Below are 19,281 nucleotides of genomic sequence, written 5' to 3' on the forward strand. Positions count from 1 at the left end.
TCTGTGCGGGGGCCGTGGCCCCGGGACGGGAGGTCCGCGGCGGAGTCGCTGCGGGCCTCCCGTGCGGAAGGGCCGGGCCCGGAGTCCGGACCCGGCCCAGGGGGTCAGGAGGCTGCTGCGATCGATTCCTTGGCCGCCGAGATGACGTGCTCGGTCGTGAAGCCGAACTCCTCGAACAGCTTCTGGTAGTCGGCCGAGGCACCGAAGTGCTCGATCGACACGCTGCGGCCGGCGTCGCCCACGATGTCGCGCCAGCTCATCGCGATCCCGGCCTCGACCGAGACGCGGGCCTTGACGGCCTTCGGCAGGACCGACTCGCGGTACGCCTCGTCCTGCTCGTGGAACCACTCGAGCGACGGAGCCGACACGACGCGGGCGTTGACGCCCTCGCCCTTGAGCTGCTCACGGGCGTCGAGCGCGATCTGCACCTCGGAGCCGGTGGCGATGAGGATGACGTCCGGCGTGCCGTTCGGGGCCTCTGCCAGGACGTAGGCGCCCTTGGCGACGTTCTTCGCCGAGGCGAGCGTCTCGCCGGAGGCGTCGCCCTCGCCGCGCTCGAAGACCGGGAGGTTCTGACGGCTCAGCGCGATGCCGGCCGGGCGGTCCTGGTGCTTGAGCATCTCGAGCCAGGCGTAGGCGACCTCGTTGGCGTCCGCGGGGCGGACGACGTCCAGGCCCGGGATCGCGCGGAGGGCGCTGATCTGCTCGACCGGCTGGTGCGTCGGGCCGTCCTCGCCGAGGGCGATGGAGTCGTGGGTCCAGACGTAGATCGCGGGGGCCTTCATGAGGGCGGCGAGACGGACCGCCGGACGCATGTAGTCGCTGAAGATCAGGAACGTCCCACCGAAGGGGCGGGTGTTCCCGTGCAGGACGATGCCGTTGAGGATCGAACCCATGGCGTGCTCGCGGATGCCGAAGTGCAGGACGCGGCCGAACGGGTCGGTGGTCCAGGTCTTCGTCGTGGCCTCGGCAGGACCGAAGGAACGGCCGTCCTCGATGGTGGTGAGGTTCGACTCGGCGAGGTCGGCCGACCCACCCCAGAACTCGGGCATGAGCGGTGCGATGGCGTTGATGACCTTGCCGGAGGCGGCGCGGGTCGAGACGGCCTTCTCCGAGGTGAAGACCGGGAGCGCGGCCTCGAGGCCCTCCGGGAGCTCCTTCGCCTGGACGCGGTCGAACAGCGCCTTCTTGTCGGCGTTGGCCGCTGCCCACGCGTCGAACGACTTCTGCCACTCGGCGTGCTCGGCCTGGCCCTTGGCGATCGCGCCACGGGTGTAGTCGAGGACCTCGGGGTCGACGTCGAAGGTCTTCTCCGGGTCGAAGCCGAGGACCTCCTTGAGGCCCTTCAGCTCGTCGGCGCCGAGCGCGGAACCGTGGATCTTGCCGGAGTTCTGCTTGGTCGGCGACGGCCACCCGATGATCGTCTTGAGGACGATGAGCGACGGCTTGTCGGTGACCTGCTTGGCGGCCTCGACGGCGGCGAAGAGCGCCTCGGCGTCCTCGCTGTACTCGCCGGTCTTCTTCCAGTCGACGACCTGGACGTGCCAGCCGAGCGCCTCGTAGCGGGCGTGGACGTCCTCGGAGAACGCGATGTCGGTGTCGTCCTCGATCGAGATCTGGTTCGAGTCGTAGAACGCGATGAGGTTGCCGAGCTGCTGGCGGCCGGCGAGGCTCGCGGCCTCGTTCGTGACGCCCTCCTGCATGTCACCGTCACCGGCGATCACGTAGGTGTAGTGGTCGAACGGCGACTGGCCCGCCGGAGTCTCGGGGTCGAACAGGCCGCGCTCGAAGCGCTGCGCGTAGGCGAAGCCGACAGAGGAGGCGAGGCCCTGGCCGAGCGGGCCGGTGGTGATCTCGACGCCGTCGGTGTGGCCGTACTCCGGGTGGCCCGGGGTCTTCGAGCCCCACTTGCGCAGGTGCTGCAGGTCGTCGAGCTCGAGGCCGTAGCCGTGCAGGTAGAACTGCACGTACTGCAGGATCGAGGCGTGGCCCGCCGAGAGGATGAAGCGGTCGCGGCCGATCCACGTGGAGTCGCTCGGGTCGCGGCGCATCACCTTCTGGAACAGGAGGTGAGCCAGCGGCGCGAGGCTCATCGCGGTGCCGGGGTGACCGTTGCCGGCCGCCTCGACAGAGTCGGCGGCGAGGACGCGGGCCGTGTCGACGGCCTTCCGGTCGATGGCGTCCCAGGTGAATTCAGCCACTTGGATGTTGACCCTTCATTGATGCGACATGTGCGAGGGCTCGTGCCATCGCACGGACATGTTGCCGACCCGGGGCTCCGTCGCGGTGCCGTTGCCGGCAGCCGACCGGCTCGAACGCGGCCGACGTCATCGGGGCACGCTGCGGGAGGGCCTCTCCAGCATAGTGAACCGGCACTCAGAAGGTGTCCAGGTGACCGGCGGGCCGTGGAGACCGTGGCACGCGGGTCGGCTGACGGGGTGGGCCGTGCTGTGGACAGCCTGCAGATCCGACCCGGACGCGGCAGCGGGACATCGTCGCGGCTCCGTCCATCCCGTAAACTGTCGGTGACCCGCGATCACCCCGCGGACACGCATGCCCGGACGCCGACGGTGACGTCCACCCGAGCATGCGGACTGCAGCGAAACAGACTGAGGTTCCCTTGCCGACTGCCACCGTGACCAGGCCAGACACCGTTCGTCGGTCGATGCTGTCCCGCAAGGTCCGGGCGTACGTCTCGCTCACCAAGCCGCGCGTCATGGAGCTGCTGCTCGTCACGACGGCGCCGACGATGTTCCTCGCCGAACGCGGCGTGCCCGACCTGTGGCTCGTCTTCTGGACGATGCTCGGCGGCGCGATGTCCGCCGGCTCGGCCTCGGCCTTCAACTGTTACATCGACCGCGACATCGACCGCCTGATGAAGCGCACGAGCACGCGACCGCTGGTGACGGGTGAGCTCTCCGACCGCGAGGCGCTCGTGTTCTCGTGGGCTCTCGGCATCGCGTCGACGGTGGTCCTCGTCGTCTTCGTGAACTGGCTCGCCGCTGCGCTGAGCATCGCCGCGATCCTCATCTACGTCTTCGTGTACACGCTCTGGCTCAAGCGCCGTACCCCGCAGAACATCGTCTGGGGCGGGTCCGCGGGCTGCATGCCGGTGCTCATCGGGTGGGCGGCCGTCACCGGGTCGCTGACGTGGGCGCCGGTGATCCTGTTCATGGTCATCTTCCTCTGGACGCCCCCGCACTACTGGCCGCTGTCGATGAAGTACCGCGACGACTACGACGCCGCCGACGTCCCGATGCTCGCGGTCGTCCGTGGTCGCACCGTCGTCGGGCTCCAGGTCGTGCTGTACGCCTGGGCGACGCTGGTGTGCTCGCTGCTGCTCGTCCCCGTGGCGAACATGGGGCCGCTGTACACGGTGGTCGCGCTCGCAGCCGGGATCTGGTTCGTCGTGGAGTCGCACCTGCTGTACAACCGGGCGATCCAGCACATGGAGCAGGTGCAGCCGATGCGCGTCTTCCGCAGCTCGATCACCTACCTGACGCTGCTCTTCATCGCCGTGGGCATCGACCCGCTGCTGCCGCAGGTCTTCACCTTCACCATCTGACGCCGTCGCGACGGGCCCGGCCTCCGACGGGGACCGGGCCCGTCGTCGTCCGCAGGTCCTGTGGTCCCCGCTCCGTTCCGCGGGTCGATCGGTCCGTCGGGGTGCGACGGACCGCACAGTTCCTCGGCGGAGCCGGTCTCGGCGGAGCGAGCCCTCCTCCGCGGAGCGCGCCTGCCCGGCGCGGCGTGCCTCCACAGCACCCCGCTGGCCGGTGGCGGGTGAGCCCACGGCAGCACGACGGCACGCGGCGACACTGCGAGCCGGTGCGAGCGGGCCCTCGACCGGGAGGCCCTGGCGCACACACCGTCGACGCTGCGGTCCGGACGTGGTCGGTCCGGGCGACCGTGGCCTCCCGACAGGGACGACGCGGCGACGGCCTGGGGTCGCACGGATCGCCGGGTGCCGCGTCGAGCGCGTCGGGTGCGTCGGGCGCGTCGGCGCGTCGGACGCGTCGGTGTGTGCGGCGCGTGGGCTGCGTCAGGCGCTGACGGCGTACCGGCCGGCGCTCGACCGCGTGGACAGCACCACGGCGGTCATCGCCGCGACGAGCAGACCGGCGAGCACCATGTGGGCGCCGACGAGCCCGACGGGCAGGCCGGTCTTCGCCTGGGTGAGTCCGACGGCGATCTGCACGAACTCGACCACGAGCAGCAGGAGCGCTGCACGACTCGACATCCGGAGCCGCACCGCACCGATGACCAGGACCAGGGTGAGCGCGAACGTGACGTAGGCGGGGACCGCGTGCAGGTGCTGCAGGAGCTCGGTGTCGAAGCCGGTCCGGTGCAGGGCCCCACCGTCGACACGTTCGCTCGCCCCGGCGTGCGGGCCACTGCCGGTCGTGAGGATGCCGACCAGGACCGTCACCGCGACGGCAGCGACCGCGCCCCGGACGACGCCGAGGTACCACGGCGGGACGATCCGGTCGCGGACCCGCGGTCCGTTGACCGAGCGGTACACGAGGGCAGCGGTGACGCTCGTGAGCACGGCGGACACGACGAAGTGCAGTCCGACCACGTACGGGTTGAGGTTCGTGATCACCGACACGCCGCCGATCACGGCCTGCACCGGGATCGCTGCGCCCTGGGCGAACGCCAGCCAGAACAGTTCGGGGCGGGTCTTCCGCATCCGGACGACGGCCAGGAACATCGCGATCGCGACGATGACGAGCACGAACGTCAGCAGCCGGTTGCCGAACTCGATGACCCCGTGGATGCCCATCTCGGGCGTCGACACGAGCGAGTCCGTCGTGCACTTCGGCCAGGTGGGGCACCCGAGACCGGACGCGGTGAGGCGGACGAGCCCACCGGTGCCGATGAGGACGACCTCGACGACGAAGGAGGCCCAGGCGAGGGCGACGACGCGGCGGTCCACGGCCCGGGGGAGCGACCACCAGCGGGTCGAGGTCGGGCTGTCCTGCTCGACGGACGGTGCGACGCGAGTCACGAGGGTGGTGCCTTCCTGTTGTTCCGGGCCCTGGACCTGTAGGATTCGAGGGTTCAGCAGCAGTCAAGTCTAGGCAGGCGCCGGCTCCGAATGGGCCGTGATCGCCGCTCGATGCCAGGACTGCGTGGAAGCATCGACGTTGCGAGGCAGCAACACCCGGGCCGTCGTGTCGGCGGTCCGCGGTGGAATGGTGTCCGACACCACCGGGTTCACCCCGGAGACGCTGTTGCGAGAAGGAAACGAGGAGACCATGTCCGACGTGCTCATCGACCGTCCAGAACTCGAAGGGCTCGGCCAGTACGAATTCGGCTGGGCCGACTCCGACGCTGCCGGTGCCTCCGCGCGCCGCGGGCTCTCGGACGAGGTCGTCACCGACATCTCCGAGCGCAAGGGCGAACCGGAGTGGATGCGGGCGAACCGCCTCAAGGCGCTGAAGATCTTCGACCGCAAGCCGATGCCCGCGTGGGGTGCCGACCTGTCGGACATCGACTTCGACAACATCAAGTACTTCGTGAAGTCGACGGAGAACCAGGCCGCGTCGTGGGAGGACCTCCCCGAGGACATCCGCACGACGTACGAGCGCCTGGGCATCCCCGAGGCCGAGCGGCAGCGTCTCGTCGCCGGCGTCGCCGCGCAGTACGAGTCCGAGGTCGTGTACCACCAGATCCGCGAGGACCTGGAGCAGCAGGGCGTCATCTTCATGGACACCGACACGGCGCTCCGTGAGCACCCGGAGCTGTTCCAGGAGTACTTCGGCACCGTGATCCCGTCCGGCGACAACAAGTTCGCCGCGCTGAACACGGCCGTGTGGTCGGGCGGCTCGTTCGTCTACGTCCCGAAGGGCGTCCACGTCGAGATCCCGCTGCAGGCCTACTTCCGGATCAACACCGAGAACATGGGCCAGTTCGAGCGGACGCTGATCATCGCGGACGAGGACTCCTACATCCACTACATCGAGGGCTGCACCGCCCCGATCTACAAGTCGGACTCGCTGCACTCGGCCGTCGTCGAGATCATCGTGAAGAAGAACGCCCGCGTGCGCTACACGACGATCCAGAACTGGTCGAACAACGTCTACAACCTCGTCACCAAGCGTGCGATCGCACACGAAGGCGCGACGATGGAGTGGATCGACGGCAACATCGGGTCCAAGGTCACGATGAAGTACCCGTCGATCTACCTCGCCGGCGAGCACGCCAAGGGCGAGACCCTCTCGGTCGCCTTCGCCGGTCCGGGGCAGCACCAGGACGCCGGCGCGAAGATGATCCACATGGCGCCGTACACGACGTCGTCGATCGTCTCGAAGTCGATCGCCCGTGGTGGCGGTCGTGCCGGGTACCGCGGCGAGGTCCGTGTCGACCCGGCCGCGCACCACTCGGCCAACACGGTCCGCTGCGACGCCCTGCTCGTCGACACCGTCTCGCGCAGTGACACCTACCCGGCGATCGACATCCGCGTCGATGACGTGCAGCTCGGGCACGAGGCGACGGTCTCCCGCGTCAGCGAAGAGCAGCTGTTCTACCTCATGTCCCGCGGCATGCCCGAGGACGAGGCCATGGCGATGATCGTGCGCGGGTTCATCGAGCCGATCGCTCGCGAGCTCCCGATGGAGTACGCACTCGAACTCAACAAGCTCATCGAGATGAGCATGGAAGGATCCGTCGGCTAGATGTCCAGCACCACCCCTCCTCCCCACATCGACCAGCCGACGGAGCCCGCGAGCACGCTCTCGTCGGGCGGCACGGACCAGCACGGCGCCCGGGCGCACTCGGACGGCGGCTGGGACACGAAGGTGCCGGTGCAGACGCGCTCCGAGCGGTTCCGCTCGGGCGACGTCGACGCCTTCCCCGCCGTGACCGGCCGCGAGGTCAACTGGAAGTTCGCCCCGCTCGACAAGATCCGGCCGCTCCTCGAGCGTGCGCTGGACGGCTCGGCGTACCCCTTCCTCGCGACCCAGTCCGCCGGCGCCGACGTCGAGTGGGGTCGGAGCGACGACCCCCGCGTCGGTGGTGCCGGCCTCCCGGAGGACCGGGCGGCAGCCGCTGCCTGGAGCGCGCGTGACGCCGTCCTCGCGATCACCGTGAAGGCGACCGACGAGCACGAGTTCATCACGGTCACGCGGTCGGACTTCGGGAGCCAGCCGCGAGCTGCGCACACCGTCATCACGGCGGAGCAGCACGCCGAGGGCATCGTCGTGATCGACAACCGGGGGACGGCGCTGCTCAGCGAGAACCTCGAGATCGTCGTGCGGGACGGCGCGCGCCTGACCGTCGTCACCGTGCAGGACTGGGACGACGACGCCGTGCACGTGTCGACCCACTTCGCCGAGGTCGGGCGGGACGCCTTCCTCAAGCACGTGGTCGTCTCGCTCGGCGGGGACGTCGTCCGGGTCAACCCGTCGACGCACCTCGGCGCCCAGGGCGCCGATGCGGAGATGTACGGGGTGTACTTCGCGGACGCCGGGCAGTACATCGAGCAGCAGGTCTACGTGGACCACGACGCTCCCAACACCCGCAGCCGGGTCAACTACAAGGGCGCACTGCAGGGTGCGGGAGCCCACACGGTGTGGATCGGTGACGTCCTCATCGGTCGGACGGCTCCGGGCACCGACTCCTACGAGCAGAACCGCAACCTCGTGCTCACCGACGGCACTCGTGCGGACAGCATCCCGAACCTCGAGATCGAGACCGGCGACATCGAGGGTGCGGGCCACGCCAGCGCCACCGGCCGCTTCGACGACGAGCAGCTCTTCTACCTGCAGGCCCGTGGCATCCCCGAGGAGGAAGCGCGTCGCCTCGTCGTCCTCGGCTTCCTCGTCGAGGTCATCCAGAAGATCGGCGCACCTGCGCTCGAGGAGCGTCTGATCGCCGCGGTCGAGCAGGAACTGGCCGAGGGGCGCACGGTCCTCGCCGGACCCGCCGCCGACCTGGTCGGCGTCGATTCGACCGGAACGGACGCCTGATGGCCGAGAAGGTCTGCGCCGAAGCCGACATCGCCGTCGACAGCCCGATGCGCGTCGTCGTCGGCGGCACGGCGGTCGCGATCGTCAAGGACTCGGCGGGCACGGTGCACGCCATCGGCGACACCTGCACGCACGGGGAGATCTCGCTGTCCGAGGGCTTCGTCGAGGACGACTCGCTGGAGTGCTGGGCGCACGGCTCGCAGTTCTCCCTGACGACCGGCAAGCCGAAGAACTTCCCGGCGTACGAGCCGGTCCCGGTCTTCCGGGTCGAGGTGCGGGACGGCGACGTGTACGTCGACGTCCACGACCCGGTCCCCGTCGACTGACCCGTCCACTTCTCCCGCGGCTGACGCCGCACCCTAGCCACGACCGAAGGAACGCAATGTCCACTCTCGAAATCCGCGACCTGCAGGTCTCGATCGACACCGACCAGGGCACGAAGGAGATCCTCAAGGGCGTCGACCTGACGATCAACGAGGGCGAGATCCACGCGATCATGGGCCCGAACGGCTCCGGGAAGTCGACCCTCGCCTACACGATCGCCGGGCACCCGCGGTACCACGTCACCGGTGGGTCGATCACGCTCGACGGTGAGGACGTGCTCGCCATGAGCGTCGACGAGCGCGCACGGGCGGGCATGTTCCTCGCCATGCAGTACCCGGTCGAGATCCCCGGCGTGACGGTGTCGAACTTCCTGCGCACCGCGAAGACCGCGATCGACGGCGAGGCACCGGCGCTCCGCGGCTGGGTCAAGGACCTCCGCTCGTCGATGGCCGACCTCAAGATGGACCCGTCGTTCGCTGAGCGCAACGTCAACGAGGGGTTCTCCGGCGGCGAGAAGAAGCGCCACGAGATCATGCAGCTCGAGCTCCTCAAGCCGAAGTTCGCGGTGCTCGACGAGACCGACTCGGGTCTCGACGTCGACGCGCTCAAGATCGTCTCGGAGGGTGTCAACCGCGCCAAGGCCGCGACCGGACTCGGCGTGCTGCTCATCACCCACTACACGCGCATCCTCCGGTACATCACGCCGGACTTCGTGCACGTGTTCGTCGCGGGCAAGGTCGCCGAGCAGGGCGGTCCGGAGCTGGCCGAGCGCCTCGAGAACGAGGGCTACGACCGCTACGTGCAGGCCGCTGCGGCGACGGCGGAGTGACGATGATCACGACACTCGCCCCTGAGAAGTTCGACGAGGTCGTCGAGGGCCTGAAGGAGGTCCAGGACCCGGAGCTCGGCGTCAACATCGTCGACCTCGGCCTGATCTACGACCTCGCCTGGGACGACGAGGCCAGCGCCCTCATCATCAGCATGACGCTGACGAGCGCAGGGTGCCCCCTGACCGACGTCATCGAGAACGACACGGCGAACGCCCTCGACGGCATCGTCGACGCCTTCCGCATCAACTGGGTGTGGATGCCGCCGTGGGGTCCGGAGCGGATCACGGACGACGGCCGCGAGATGATGCGGGCCCTCGGCTTCTCGATCTAGCCGACCAGACGCACGACGGGAGGCCCGGTACCAGCTGGTACCGGGCCTCCCGTCCGTCGTGGGGCCGTGCCCGCCGCGCACGAGGGCCCCGCACCGGAGTGACGGTGTGGGGCCCTCGTGTCGCCGCGGTGCCTCAGCGGCGGCCGACGGCCTTCCACACCAGGGGCAGCACGCCGGCAGCGATGAGCGCCTTCGCGATCCCGCCGACGATGAACGGGTACAGACCGGCCGCGAGGACGGACTGCGGGTCGTTCGGGGCACCGAGCTGACCGAGCACGACGGCGAGGTACGGCAGGCCGGTCACGAACGGGACCGCACTCGCGAGGGTGAACGCCAGGACGGCACGACCGACCTTGCGGTCCCAGTTCCGGCGGGCGAGCCAGCCGATGAGTGCCGCGGCCGGGATGAACCCGATGACGTACCCGAAGCTCGGCAGGGTGAGCGCCTGCAGGCCGCCGTTCATGTCGGCGAAGAACGGAGCACCGGCGAGACCGGCGATCGCGTAGACGAGCATCGACAGGACACCGCGGCGCGCTCCGAGGGTCGCCCCGACGAGCACGACGGCCAGGGTCTGTCCGGTGACGGGGACCGGCCACATCGGTACCTCGACCTGGGCCAGTACGGCCGTGAACAGGGCGCCGCCGGCGACGAGCGCGGCGTCGGTGGCGAGGCCGTGCGTGCGCAGACGGTCGGCGAGGACTGCGCGGGGAGCGAACCCGGTGGCGTTCGTCATGGATTCTCCTAGAATGGACTGCTGGTCCGTTTCGGACCATCGGTCCCGTCAGCGTAGCGGTGCACCTCCCGCACACACCGTTGTGCACATCCACCAACTGATTGGACGACCTCTGTGCTTGCCGTGCACGACCTCGAGATCCGCGTCGGGGCTCGCCTCCTGATGGAGAACGTGTCCTTCCGCGTCGAGCGGGGGGACAAGATCGGCCTCGTCGGCCGCAACGGCGCCGGCAAGACCACGATGACCAAGGCGTTGGCGGGCGAGACCGCCCCGACCGACGGCAAGATCGACCGGTCCGGACAGATCGGCTACCTGCCGCAGGACCCCCGGTCCGGCAACCCCGAGGACACCGCTCGCAAGCGCATCCTCGACGCCCGTGGCCTCGGTGAGCTCGTCGACGGGATCCGCAAGGCGACGCTCGACATGGCCAGCGAGGACGCTGCCGTCGCCGAGAAGGCGATGAAGCGCTACTCGCGCCTCGACGACGAGTTCAACGCCCTCGGCGGCTACGCGGCCGAGGCGGAGGCGGCCTCGATCGCGTCGAACCTCAAGCTGCCGGACCGCATCCTCGACCAGCAGCTGAAGACGCTGTCCGGTGGCCAGCGACGGCGCATCGAACTCGCCCGCATCCTGTTCTCCGACGCCGACACGATGATCCTCGACGAGCCGACCAACCACCTCGACGCGGACTCGGTCGTCTGGCTGCGCGAGCACCTGAAGACCTACCCCGGCGGCGTCATCGTCATCTCCCACGACGTGGAACTCGTCGAGGAGGTCGTCAACCGCGTCTTCTACCTGGACGCCAACCGGCAGACCATCGACATCTACAACATGGGCTGGAAGCTGTACCAGCGGCAGCGTGTCGCCGACGAGGAGCGCCGCCGCAAGGAGCGTGCCGGTGCCGAGAAGAAGGCCGCGACGCTGAAGGACCAGGCCGCGCGCTTCGGTGCGAAGGCGTCGAAGGCGGCTGCTGCGCACCAGATGGTGGCGCGCGCGGAGAAGCTGCTCGCGGGCCTCGAGGACGAGCGCGTCGCCGACCGGGTCGCGAAGATCCGCTTCCCGACGCCGGCACCGTGCGGTCGCACCCCGCTGATGGCCGAGGGGCTGTCCAAGTCCTACGGGTCGCTGGAGATCTTCGCGGGGGTCGACCTGGCGATCGACCGCGGATCACGCGTCGTCATCCTGGGGTTCAACGGTGCCGGCAAGACGACACTGCTGCGCATCCTGGCCGGAGCCGACGAGCCGGACACCGGGGCGATCCAGCCCGGTCACGGTCTGCGGATCGGGTACTACGCGCAGGAGCACGAGAACATCGACGTCAACCGCACGGTGATCGAGAACATGGTCTCCGCGTCGACCGACCTCAACGAGACCGAGGCCCGCCGGGTGCTCGGGTCGTTCCTGTTCACCGGTGACGACGGCTACAAGAAGGCGGGGGTCCTGTCCGGTGGGGAGAAGACGCGGCTGTCGCTCGCGATGATCGTGGTCTCCGGCGCGAACGTGCTGCTGCTCGACGAGCCGACGAACAACCTCGACCCGGCCTCGCGCGAGGAGATCCTGAACGCCCTGGCCGGCTTCGAGGGTGCGGTCGTCCTGGTGTCCCACGACGCCGGCGCGGTCGAGGCGCTCAACCCGGAGCGCGTCCTGCTGCTGCCGGACGGCACCGAGGACCACTGGAACAAGGAGTACGCGGAGCTCATCGAGCTTGCGTAGGCAACGGTCTGGCGGTGCTGCCGCCAGACCGTGACGTCAGCCCCGGGCCTCGAGGAGTTCGTCCTCGATCTCGGCGTCGGACTTCGGCTTCGTCTCCTTGCGACGCTGGCGGTCGAGCGCGCGCTCGCGCTCCTCGGGGTCGTCCTGGTTGAGGTTCCGGTACTCCTGCAGCATCACGTAGCCGAGGAACCCGAACCCGCCGATCGCGAACAGGAACCACTGGATGAAGTAGCTGAAGTGCAGACCGGTGTCGGCGCTCGGCCGTTCCCACCCGAGCGGACGGGCTTCGGTCGGGGCCGGGCACTCACTGTCGAGCTGCCCGTAGGCCCCCGTCCAGATCGGGTGCCCCGCCTTGTCGGCGACGTCGGCGAGCGTGACCGACTGCACCTGGTCGGAGCCGGCGGGGTCCTTCCGGCCGGGGATACGGGGTTCGGACTCCTGCAGCCGGACGACGACGGTCACGGTGCCGCTCGGCGGTGCGGGGACGCTGTCCGGGCTGTCCTGGCGGTTCCCGGTCGGCACCCAACCGCGGTCCACGACGAAGGCCCGGCCGTCGGCGGTCACGAGCGGCGTGAGGACCTCGAACCCGGGCTGACCGTTGTGCACCCGGTTCCGGACGAGCATCTGGTGGTCGGTGTCGTACCGTCCGGTGACGCTCACCCGGAGCCAGGTGAGGTCCTCCCGCCACGTGTCGGCGCGCGGGAGGACGTCGTCGAGGGGCACCGGGGCGTGGTCGTAGTTCGCGGCGATCTGGGCGTTCTGTCGGACCGCCTCGTTCCGACGGTCCCACTGCCACATGCCGAACAGGGCGCACACGACGGCGAAGGCGACGGCGATCGCGAAGTACCCGAGCCACCGGCGGCTGCGGACGAACCCCCACCCGACGAACGGGTCGATCGGCTGCCCGGCCCGTTCACCCTCGGTGTCGGGCTGGCCTGTGGACGGTGCGGTGGCGCGGCGGAGCCGTTCGGCGTGGCGACGACCGTACCGCGAGCCGGGGTCGAAGCCGTCCGTCATCGCCCGTCACCCGCGACGCGGGCGGCGGTGTCGTCGAGGTCGTCGACGTCCTCGTCGATGCCGGTCACCCGGACGGGGAAGGACCGGGACCGGAGGTAGTCGGCGAGGAAGCCGCGGTGGTCGTCACACGCCGCCCAGATCTTGACGCGATCGGCGGCGTGGATGCGCGGGTTGCGCCAGTTGACACGCCACGCGGCCGTCGACGAACACCCGGCACGCGAGCAGACCGGTGTCGCCCCGGGTTCGGTGAACAGGTCGAACGTCGCTCCCATCAGCGGCGGCCACCGTTGCGGGTCGGCCAGACACGGGACCGGTCACCGTTGCGCTGCCAGTCCTCCTGTGCCCGCTGTGCGGCGTTACGGAGTCGCTCCTGCTCGGAGCGGTACGCCTGGGCACGGGCTTCCTCCTGCTCGTCGCGGAGGCGGGTGTCGGCGGCGTACAGCTCGACGGCTCCGCCGGGGCGGACGACGTCGCCGCCGGTACGGTTGCCGGCGTTCGCGAGGACGACCGCCACCCAGGGCACGATCGCGGCGGCCAGGATCGGCACGACCGCGATCCAGCTGTGCCAGGCGCTCCAGATGAGCACCGCGGCCACGAAGCAGACGACGCGGAACGCCATCTGCCAGATGTAGCGGGAGAGCCGGTGCGCCCGATCGATCTCCGGGTTGTCGGGGAGCGTCGTGACGTTCTGCGCGCCCACCGGGCGCGCGGTGACGTACTCCGGGGTCGAGCGCTGGAGCTGGATGCGCTGCGTGCTCTGCGTCTTGCGGTTCATGCGGTGGGGTCTCCGTCTGCCGGCCTCCAGTTTACGCCCGGGGTACGACATCTGCGGGGCCGTGCGGGGACCGGCCGTTCGCCCGGAGCGCACCGGTAGGCTCGTGCGGGCGTGTCCGGGCTCGGCGTCCGGACCCGCCAGTGACCACCAGCGAACGGAGCGCCCATGACCACCCCCCGTACCGTCCTCATCACCGGCGGCAACCGCGGCATCGGCCACGCGCTGGCGGTCCGGTTCGTCGCTGCGGGGCACCGGGTCGCCGTCACGTCGCGGAACGGGCAGGGCGGACCTGATGGTGCCCTCACCGTGCAGGCCGACATCACCGACACCGCTTCGGTCGACCGCGCGTTCACCGAGGTCGAGGCCGCACTCGGTCCGGTCGAGGTCCTCGTCGCGAACGCCGGCATCACGAACGACCAGCTCCTGCTCCGGATGTCGGAAGAGGACTTCACGAGCGTCGTCGACACGAACCTCACCGGCACCTTCCGCGTCGTCAAGCGCGCCACGAAGGGGATGATGAAGGCGAAGTTCGGCCGGATCGTCCTCATGTCGAGCGTCGTCGGTGCCTACGGCCAGATCGGGCAGGTCAACTACGCGTCGTCGAAGGCCGCCCTGGTCGGCATGGCCCGCTCGATCACCCGTGAGCTCGGGTCGCGCGGGATCACCGCGAACGTCGTCGCCCCCGGGTTCATCCAGACCGACATGACGGCGGCGCTCCCGGACGAGCTGCAGGCCGAGTTCAAGAAGGCGATCCCGGCGGCCCGCTACGGCAGCGTGGACGACGTCGCGGACGCCACGCTGTTCCTGGCCGGCGACGGCGCCGGGTACATCTCGGGCGCGGTGATCCCGGTCGACGGCGGCCTCGGGATGGGCCACTGACGCACTGATCGTCGACGCGCCGAGGCTCGGCCCGGCGGACACCGCTCGGCCTCCGGGAGGCGCGGCCCGGCCGCGGCGCCGAGGCTCGGCCCGGCGGACACTGCGCAGCGCGCCGTCAGCCGCGCAGGCCGAGCGCCGCGAGGACGACCGACAGGTCGCGGTCGACCACGGCCACGTCGGCCTCGGCGCGGACCCGCGGCTTCGCGTCGAAGGCGACGGCCAGCGCGGCGACCGCCATCATCCCGAGGTCGTTCGCGCCGTCACCGACCGCCACGGTGCGCGCCGGGTCGACCCCGTCCGCCGCCGCCCATGCGAGCACCGCGTCCGCCTTGGCCTGCGCGTCGACGACGTCGCCGAGCACCCGCCCGGTCAGCACGCCGTCCCGCACCTCGAGTCGGTTCGCCCGGCAGTGGTCGAGGCCGAGCCCGTCGGCGAACGGGTCGAGGACCTCGTGGAAGCCGCCCGACACGACGCCGACAGTTCCTCCTGCGGCGTGGACACCGTCGACGAGCGCACGCGCTCCGTGCGTCACCCGGACGGCCCGCTGTGCCGCGGCGAACACCCCGGTCGGGAGGCCCGCCAGCGTCGCGACCCGCTCCCGGAGGCTCGCGGCGAAGTCGATCTCGCCGCGCATGGCGCGCTCGGTGATCGCCTGGACGTGTGGCCGGGTCCCGGCGGCGTCGGCGAGGAGCTCGATGACCTCGTCCTCGAGCAGTGTGGAGTCGGCATCGAGGACGACGAGGAAGCGCGGCACCCGACCACGGTAGCGGGAGGCCGGGTCGTGTGACGGCGGTCCGGGTCGCCGGACGACGAGGACCGGCGTCACCCACCGTGGGCGACGCCGGTCCTCGTCAGGCAGGATCCGAGGGTCAGGCCTCGACGCGGACGCCCTTGCCGACCACGGTGATGCCGGAGTCGGTGACGGTGAACCCGCGGGCCTCGTCGGCCTCGCGGTCGAGCCCCACCGAGGCGCCCGGGGCGAGGACGACGTCCTTGTCGAGGATCGCCCGGTTGACGACCGCGCCGGCACCGATCGTCGCGCGCTCGAAGACGATCGAGTCGAGGACGCGTGCCTGCGAGTCGATGGTCGCCCACGGCCCGATCACGCTGCGTTCGACCTGCGCGCCGGAGAGCAGGCAGCCGAGGGACACGATCGAGTCGACCGTCGCGCCGGTGTTGCCGTTCGCGTCGCGGACGAACTTCGCCGGCGGCAGGTTCGTCTGCTGGTTGAAGATCGGCCAGTCCTGGTTGTACAGGTTGAAGACCGGCACCGGGGCGATGAGGTCCATGTGCGCGTCGAAGAACGAGTCGATCGTGCCCACGTCGCGCCAGTAGTACTTGTCGCGGTCGGTCGACCCGGGCACCTCGTTGCGCTGCAGGTCGTACACGCCGGCGTCTCCGCGTGCGACGAAGTCCGGGATGATGTCGCCGCCCATGTCGTGGTTCGACGACTCGACCTGGCCGTCGCGGAGCACCGCGTCGACGAGCGCGTCGGCGTCGAAGACGTAGTTGCCCATGGACGCGAGGACCTCGCCGGGTGAGTCGGGCAGGCCGGTGGCGTCCTTGGGCTTCTCGAGGAACGCCTCGATGCGGGTCGGGTCGGCGTCGTCCACCTTGATGACGCCGAACTGGTCGGCCAGCTCGATGGGCTGCCGGATCGCGGCGACCGTCGCGCTGCGGCCGGAGGCGATGTGGGCCTCCACCATCTGCGAGAAGTCCATCCGGTACACGTGGTCGGCGCCGACCACGACGACGATGTCGGGCCGCTCGTCCCGCATGAGGTTGAGGGACTGCAGGATCGCGTCCGCCGAGCCGGCGAACCACCGCTTGCCGAGCCGCTGCTGCGCCGGGACCGAGGCGACGTAGGAGCCGAGCAGCCCCTCCATGCGCCAGGTCTGCGACACGTGCCGGTCCAGTGAGTGCGACTTGTACTGCGTCAGGACGACGATGCGCTGGAGCCCGGAGTTGACCAGGTTCGACAGCGCGAAGTCCACGAGGCGGAAGTTCCCACCGAACGGCACGGCCGGCTTCGCTCGGTCCGCGGTGAGCGGCATGAGTCGTTTGCCCTCGCCCCCGGCGAGGACGATGCCGAATACCTTCTTCGTTGCCATGTCGTTCACAGTAGGCGTCAGCACTGGGAAACCGTTACCGTGAACGCGTGCGAGTCGATCTACTGACCAGGGAGTATCCGCCAGAGGTGTACGGCGGAGCCGGTGTCCACGTTGCCCAGCTGACCGCGGCGCTGCGGTCCGGGACGGACACCGACGTCCGCGTCCGGGCCTTCGGCGGGTTCCGCGACGAGGAGGGCGTGTGGGCCTACCGGACCCCCGCCGGCCTCGAGCAGGCCAACCCGGCCCTGCAGACCCTCGGCACCGACGTGCAGATCGCCGCCGACGCGGCGGGTGCCGACCTCGTGCACTCGCACACCTGGTACGCGAACTCCGCGGGCCGGTTGGCGCAGTTGACGCACGGGATCCCGCACGTCGTCACCGCACACAGCCTCGAACCCCTCCGCCCGTGGAAGGCCGAGCAGCTCGGCGGCGGGTACCGCCTGTCGAGCTGGATGGAGCGCGAGGCCTTCACGAACGCGGACGGTGTCGTCGCGGTGTCGAAGGCGATGCGCGCGGACATCCTCCGCTCGTACCCGTCGATCGAGCCGGACCGCGTCAAGGTCGTCTACAACGGCATCGACATCGACGACTGGAAACCCGCGCGCGACGACGACGCCGTCCGTGCGCTCGGCATCGACCCGGACCGCCCGAGCGTCGTCTTCGTCGGTCGCATCACGCGGCAGAAGGGCCTGCCGTACCTGCTCCGCGCGGTGGCCTCGCTGCCGGATGACGTCCAGATCGTGCTCTGCGCCGGCGCGCCCGACACGCCGGAGATCCTCGCCGAGGTCACCGGTCTGGTCGAGGACCTCCGGACCCGCCGCAGCGGTGTCGTCTGGATCGACCGGATGCTCGAGCACCGTGAGGTCGTCAACGTGCTCTCCAGCGCGACGGTGTTCGTCTGCCCGTCGATCTACGAGCCGCTCGGCATCGTCAACCTCGAGGCCATGGCCTGCGGCATCCCCGTCGTGGGCACGGGGACCGGCGGCATCCCCGAGGTCGTCGCCGACGGGTTGACCGGACGCATCGTGCCGATCGACCAGGCCACGGACGGCACCGGCACGCCGACGGACCCCGACGCGTTCGTCGCCGACCTCGCCGCGACCCTGAACGAGGTGCTCGGGGACATCGGGCTCGCGAAGCTCATGGGTCGTGCCGGCCGCCTGCGCGTCGAGAGCGAGTTCACCTGGGGCGCCATCGCGACGAAGACGCGCTCCGTGTACGACGCGGTGCTCGCCGGGCGCTGAGCCCGACGCAGGCGCGCCCGAGGCGACCGCCTGGAGGCCCGGTGCCGGTCCCTGGGACCGGCACCGGGCCTCCCGTCCGTCCGGCCGCCGGCTCGTCGTGCGCGGCGCTGACGGGGGAGCGGAGTCCGCTCGCGTAGGCTGGGCGCATGCCCTCGGTCGTGCGCTTGTCAGACGTCTCCGTGGTCCGCAACGGGGCCACCATCCTCGACGGGATCTCGTGGGAGGTGCAGGACGACGAGCGCTGGGTGGTGCTCGGTGCCAACGGTGCCGGGAAGACCACGCTGCTGCAGATCGCCGGCGCGCAGACCTTCCCGACGTCGGGTGACGTCGAGGTGCTCGGCACCGAGCTCGGCGGCGCCGACCTCTTCGACCTCCGCCCGCGGATCGGCTTCGCGTCGACGGCCCTCGCGCGCCGGATCCCGGTGACCGAGAAGGTCATCGACGTCGTGCTCACCGCCGCGTACTCGGTGACCGGTCGCTGGAACGAGGAGTACGAGGAGCTCGACGTCCGTCGCGCGCAGCGCGTGCTCGAGGAGTGGGGCCTCGGCGCCTTCACCGACCGGACGTTCGGCGAGCTGAGCGACGGCGAGCAGAAGCGGGTCCAGATCGCCCGCGCCGTGATGACCGACCCCGAGGTGCTGTTCCTCGACGAGCCGGCCGCGTCGCTCGACCTCGGCGCGCGGGAGAGCCTCGTGCGCACGCTCGGCGGCTACGCGCAGAGCGAGGACTCGCCCGCGATCGTCATCGTCACCCACCACGTCGAGGAGATCCCGGCGGGCTTCACGCACGCCCTGGTCCTGTCGGACGGTCACGTGCAGGCTGCCGGGCCGATCGACGAGGTCCTGACCGCCGGGACCCTGACCACCGCGTTCGGTGTCGAGCTCTCGGTGTCGAAGGACGCCGGGCGCTGGACCGCCCGGGCAGCCTGACACGCCCCACCCGGCGCTCCCGATCCGTCCCGCGTTCTGGTAACGTTGACGGCTGGCGTCCGCCAACGACTTCCCATCTCCCGTCATCGCGATCCACCGAGGAATCCCCATGAAGACCGACACCCACCCCGAGTACCGCGCCATCGTCTTCCGTGACCTGGCTTCCGGTGAGACGTTCCTGACGCGTTCGACCGCGAACAGCGACAAGACCATCGAGCTCGACGGTGCGACCTACCCGGTCATCGACGTCGAGATCTCGTCCGCCTCGCACCCGTTCTACACGGGCAAGCAGCGCATCCTCGACTCGGCCGGCCGCGTCGAGAAGTTCAACCAGCGCTTCAAGGGCTTCAGCAAGTAAGCAGCCCCACACGCCGAACGGGCGGTCCTCCTGCGGGAGGGCCGCCCGTTCGTCGTGTCGGCCAGAC

19 protein-coding genes are annotated in these 19,281 nt (G+C 70.2%); 11 read left to right on the forward strand and 8 right to left on the reverse strand.

Features of this window, described 5'->3' with window-relative positions:
• Positions 1–104: 104 nt before the first annotated feature.
• The gene (tkt, locus tag DEI91_RS07985; RefSeq protein WP_111051788.1) at positions 105–2,201 is read right to left on the reverse strand and encodes a transketolase; all 2,097 of its coding nucleotides are present in this window, start codon (positions 2,199–2,201) and stop codon (positions 105–107) included.
• Between the two features lie 386 nt (positions 2,202–2,587).
• On the opposite strand from tkt, the gene DEI91_RS07990 reads away from it, so the two are divergent.
• Positions 2,588–3,565 (forward strand): heme o synthase, encoded by a 978-nt coding sequence (locus tag DEI91_RS07990; RefSeq protein WP_111051789.1) that lies wholly within the window; start codon positions 2,588–2,590, stop codon positions 3,563–3,565.
• A 477-nt stretch (positions 3,566–4,042) separates the two neighbouring features.
• Here the strand turns inward: DEI91_RS07990 and DEI91_RS07995 are convergent, their stop codons facing one another.
• Entirely contained in the window at positions 4,043–5,008 is a 966-nt protein-coding gene (locus tag DEI91_RS07995) for a heme A synthase (protein WP_111051790.1), read from the reverse strand.
• A gap of 250 nt (positions 5,009–5,258) precedes the next feature.
• Between DEI91_RS07995 and sufB the strand changes: the two genes are divergently transcribed.
• Genes sufB through DEI91_RS08020 form a run of 5 tightly spaced genes read left to right on the forward strand, consistent with a single transcriptional unit; the run spans position 5,259 to position 9,455 of the window.
• On the forward strand, positions 5,259–6,677 hold the full coding sequence (sufB, locus tag DEI91_RS08000; RefSeq protein ID WP_111051917.1) for a Fe-S cluster assembly protein SufB: 1,419 nt from the start codon (positions 5,259–5,261) through the stop codon (positions 6,675–6,677).
• The gene (sufD, locus tag DEI91_RS08005) at positions 6,678–7,970 is read left to right on the forward strand and encodes a Fe-S cluster assembly protein SufD (protein ID WP_111051791.1); all 1,293 of its coding nucleotides are present in this window, start codon (positions 6,678–6,680) and stop codon (positions 7,968–7,970) included.
• Complete coding sequence (locus tag DEI91_RS08010; RefSeq protein ID WP_111051792.1) at positions 7,967–8,296, forward strand: non-heme iron oxygenase ferredoxin subunit; 330 nt, start codon at positions 7,967–7,969, stop codon at positions 8,294–8,296. Before sufD ends, DEI91_RS08010 begins: the two co-directional genes overlap by 4 nt.
• 56 nt (positions 8,297–8,352) lie before the next feature.
• On the forward strand, positions 8,353–9,123 hold the full coding sequence (sufC, locus tag DEI91_RS08015; protein WP_111051793.1) for a Fe-S cluster assembly ATPase SufC: 771 nt from the start codon (positions 8,353–8,355) through the stop codon (positions 9,121–9,123).
• 2 nt (positions 9,124–9,125) lie between these two features.
• Positions 9,126–9,455 (forward strand): metal-sulfur cluster assembly factor, encoded by a 330-nt coding sequence (locus tag DEI91_RS08020; RefSeq protein WP_110825214.1) that lies wholly within the window; start codon positions 9,126–9,128, stop codon positions 9,453–9,455.
• 133 nt (positions 9,456–9,588) lie between these two features.
• Here the strand turns inward: DEI91_RS08020 and DEI91_RS08025 are convergent, their stop codons facing one another.
• Positions 9,589–10,188: a biotin transporter BioY gene (locus DEI91_RS08025; protein ID WP_111051794.1), complete on the reverse strand. Its 600-nt coding sequence runs from the start codon at positions 10,186–10,188 to the stop codon at positions 9,589–9,591.
• A gap of 114 nt (positions 10,189–10,302) precedes the next feature.
• Here DEI91_RS08025 and DEI91_RS08030 point away from each other — a divergent pair, with 114 nt between their 5' ends.
• Positions 10,303–11,901 carry an ABC-F family ATP-binding cassette domain-containing protein gene (locus DEI91_RS08030; protein ID WP_111051795.1) on the forward strand — a complete coding sequence of 533 codons (1,599 nt, stop codon included), beginning with the start codon at positions 10,303–10,305 and terminating at the stop codon, positions 11,899–11,901.
• Positions 11,902–11,937: 36 nt separating this feature from the next.
• Here the strand turns inward: DEI91_RS08030 and DEI91_RS08035 are convergent, their stop codons facing one another.
• From DEI91_RS08035 to DEI91_RS08045, 3 genes are read right to left on the reverse strand one after another with little or no spacing between them, the layout of a single operon-like run.
• Positions 11,938–12,918: an SURF1 family protein gene (locus tag DEI91_RS08035; RefSeq protein WP_111051796.1), complete on the reverse strand. Its 981-nt coding sequence runs from the start codon at positions 12,916–12,918 to the stop codon at positions 11,938–11,940.
• Positions 12,915–13,190 carry a hypothetical protein gene (locus DEI91_RS08040; RefSeq protein ID WP_111051797.1) on the reverse strand — a complete coding sequence of 92 codons (276 nt, stop codon included), beginning with the start codon at positions 13,188–13,190 and terminating at the stop codon, positions 12,915–12,917. Before DEI91_RS08040 ends, DEI91_RS08035 begins: the two co-directional genes overlap by 4 nt.
• On the reverse strand, positions 13,190–13,693 hold the full coding sequence (locus tag DEI91_RS08045) for a DUF3099 domain-containing protein (protein ID WP_181439531.1): 504 nt from the start codon (positions 13,691–13,693) through the stop codon (positions 13,190–13,192). Before DEI91_RS08045 ends, DEI91_RS08040 begins: the two co-directional genes overlap by 1 nt.
• A gap of 165 nt (positions 13,694–13,858) precedes the next feature.
• Between DEI91_RS08045 and fabG the strand changes: the two genes are divergently transcribed.
• Positions 13,859–14,572: a 3-oxoacyl-ACP reductase FabG gene (gene fabG, locus DEI91_RS08050; RefSeq protein ID WP_111051799.1), complete on the forward strand. Its 714-nt coding sequence runs from the start codon at positions 13,859–13,861 to the stop codon at positions 14,570–14,572.
• Between the two features lie 115 nt (positions 14,573–14,687).
• Here fabG and serB read toward each other — a convergent pair whose 3' ends face one another.
• Positions 14,688–15,326: a phosphoserine phosphatase SerB gene (gene serB / locus DEI91_RS08055; protein ID WP_111051918.1), complete on the reverse strand. Its 639-nt coding sequence runs from the start codon at positions 15,324–15,326 to the stop codon at positions 14,688–14,690.
• A 115-nt stretch (positions 15,327–15,441) separates the two neighbouring features.
• The gene (gene glgC / locus DEI91_RS08060; protein ID WP_111051800.1) at positions 15,442–16,683 is read right to left on the reverse strand and encodes a glucose-1-phosphate adenylyltransferase; all 1,242 of its coding nucleotides are present in this window, start codon (positions 16,681–16,683) and stop codon (positions 15,442–15,444) included.
• A gap of 47 nt (positions 16,684–16,730) precedes the next feature.
• Between glgC and glgA the strand changes: the two genes are divergently transcribed.
• From glgA to DEI91_RS08075, 3 genes are all read left to right on the forward strand, one after another.
• Positions 16,731–17,927: a glycogen synthase gene (glgA, locus tag DEI91_RS08065; protein ID WP_111051801.1), complete on the forward strand. Its 1,197-nt coding sequence runs from the start codon at positions 16,731–16,733 to the stop codon at positions 17,925–17,927.
• Positions 17,928–18,073: 146 nt separating this feature from the next.
• Positions 18,074–18,856: an ABC transporter ATP-binding protein gene (locus tag DEI91_RS08070; RefSeq protein WP_111051802.1), complete on the forward strand. Its 783-nt coding sequence runs from the start codon at positions 18,074–18,076 to the stop codon at positions 18,854–18,856.
• A 109-nt stretch (positions 18,857–18,965) separates the two neighbouring features.
• The gene (locus DEI91_RS08075) at positions 18,966–19,214 is read left to right on the forward strand and encodes a type B 50S ribosomal protein L31 (protein ID WP_017887280.1); all 249 of its coding nucleotides are present in this window, start codon (positions 18,966–18,968) and stop codon (positions 19,212–19,214) included.
• Positions 19,215–19,281: the final 67 nt, after the last annotated feature.

The sequence above is a fragment of the Curtobacterium sp. MCBD17_032 genome, assembly GCF_003234855.1.
GTDB lineage: Bacteria > Actinomycetota > Actinomycetes > Actinomycetales > Microbacteriaceae > Curtobacterium.

Excerpts from the sequence above, each read along its gene's own strand:
- DEI91_RS07990 (WP_111051789.1), top strand. The coding sequence starts at position 2,588 with ATGCGGACTGCAGCGAAACAGACTGAGGTTCCCTTGCCGACTGCCACC.
- sufB (WP_111051917.1), top strand. The coding sequence starts at position 5,259 with ATGTCCGACGTGCTCATCGACCGTCCAGAACTCGAAGGGCTCGGCCAG.
- sufD (WP_111051791.1), top strand. The coding sequence starts at position 6,678 with ATGTCCAGCACCACCCCTCCTCCCCACATCGACCAGCCGACGGAGCCC.
- sufC (WP_111051793.1), top strand. The coding sequence starts at position 8,353 with ATGTCCACTCTCGAAATCCGCGACCTGCAGGTCTCGATCGACACCGAC.
- DEI91_RS08020 (WP_110825214.1), top strand. The coding sequence starts at position 9,126 with ATGATCACGACACTCGCCCCTGAGAAGTTCGACGAGGTCGTCGAGGGC.
- DEI91_RS08025 (WP_111051794.1), bottom strand. The coding sequence starts at position 10,188 with ATGACGAACGCCACCGGGTTCGCTCCCCGCGCAGTCCTCGCCGACCGT.
- DEI91_RS08035 (WP_111051796.1), bottom strand. The coding sequence starts at position 12,918 with ATGACGGACGGCTTCGACCCCGGCTCGCGGTACGGTCGTCGCCACGCC.
- DEI91_RS08040 (WP_111051797.1), bottom strand. The coding sequence starts at position 13,190 with ATGGGAGCGACGTTCGACCTGTTCACCGAACCCGGGGCGACACCGGTC.
- DEI91_RS08045 (WP_181439531.1), bottom strand. The coding sequence starts at position 13,693 with ATGAACCGCAAGACGCAGAGCACGCAGCGCATCCAGCTCCAGCGCTCG.
- fabG (WP_111051799.1), top strand. The coding sequence starts at position 13,859 with ATGACCACCCCCCGTACCGTCCTCATCACCGGCGGCAACCGCGGCATC.
- glgC (WP_111051800.1), bottom strand. The coding sequence starts at position 16,683 with ATGGCAACGAAGAAGGTATTCGGCATCGTCCTCGCCGGGGGCGAGGGC.
- DEI91_RS08070 (WP_111051802.1), top strand. The coding sequence starts at position 18,074 with ATGCCCTCGGTCGTGCGCTTGTCAGACGTCTCCGTGGTCCGCAACGGG.
- DEI91_RS08075 (WP_017887280.1), top strand. The coding sequence starts at position 18,966 with ATGAAGACCGACACCCACCCCGAGTACCGCGCCATCGTCTTCCGTGAC.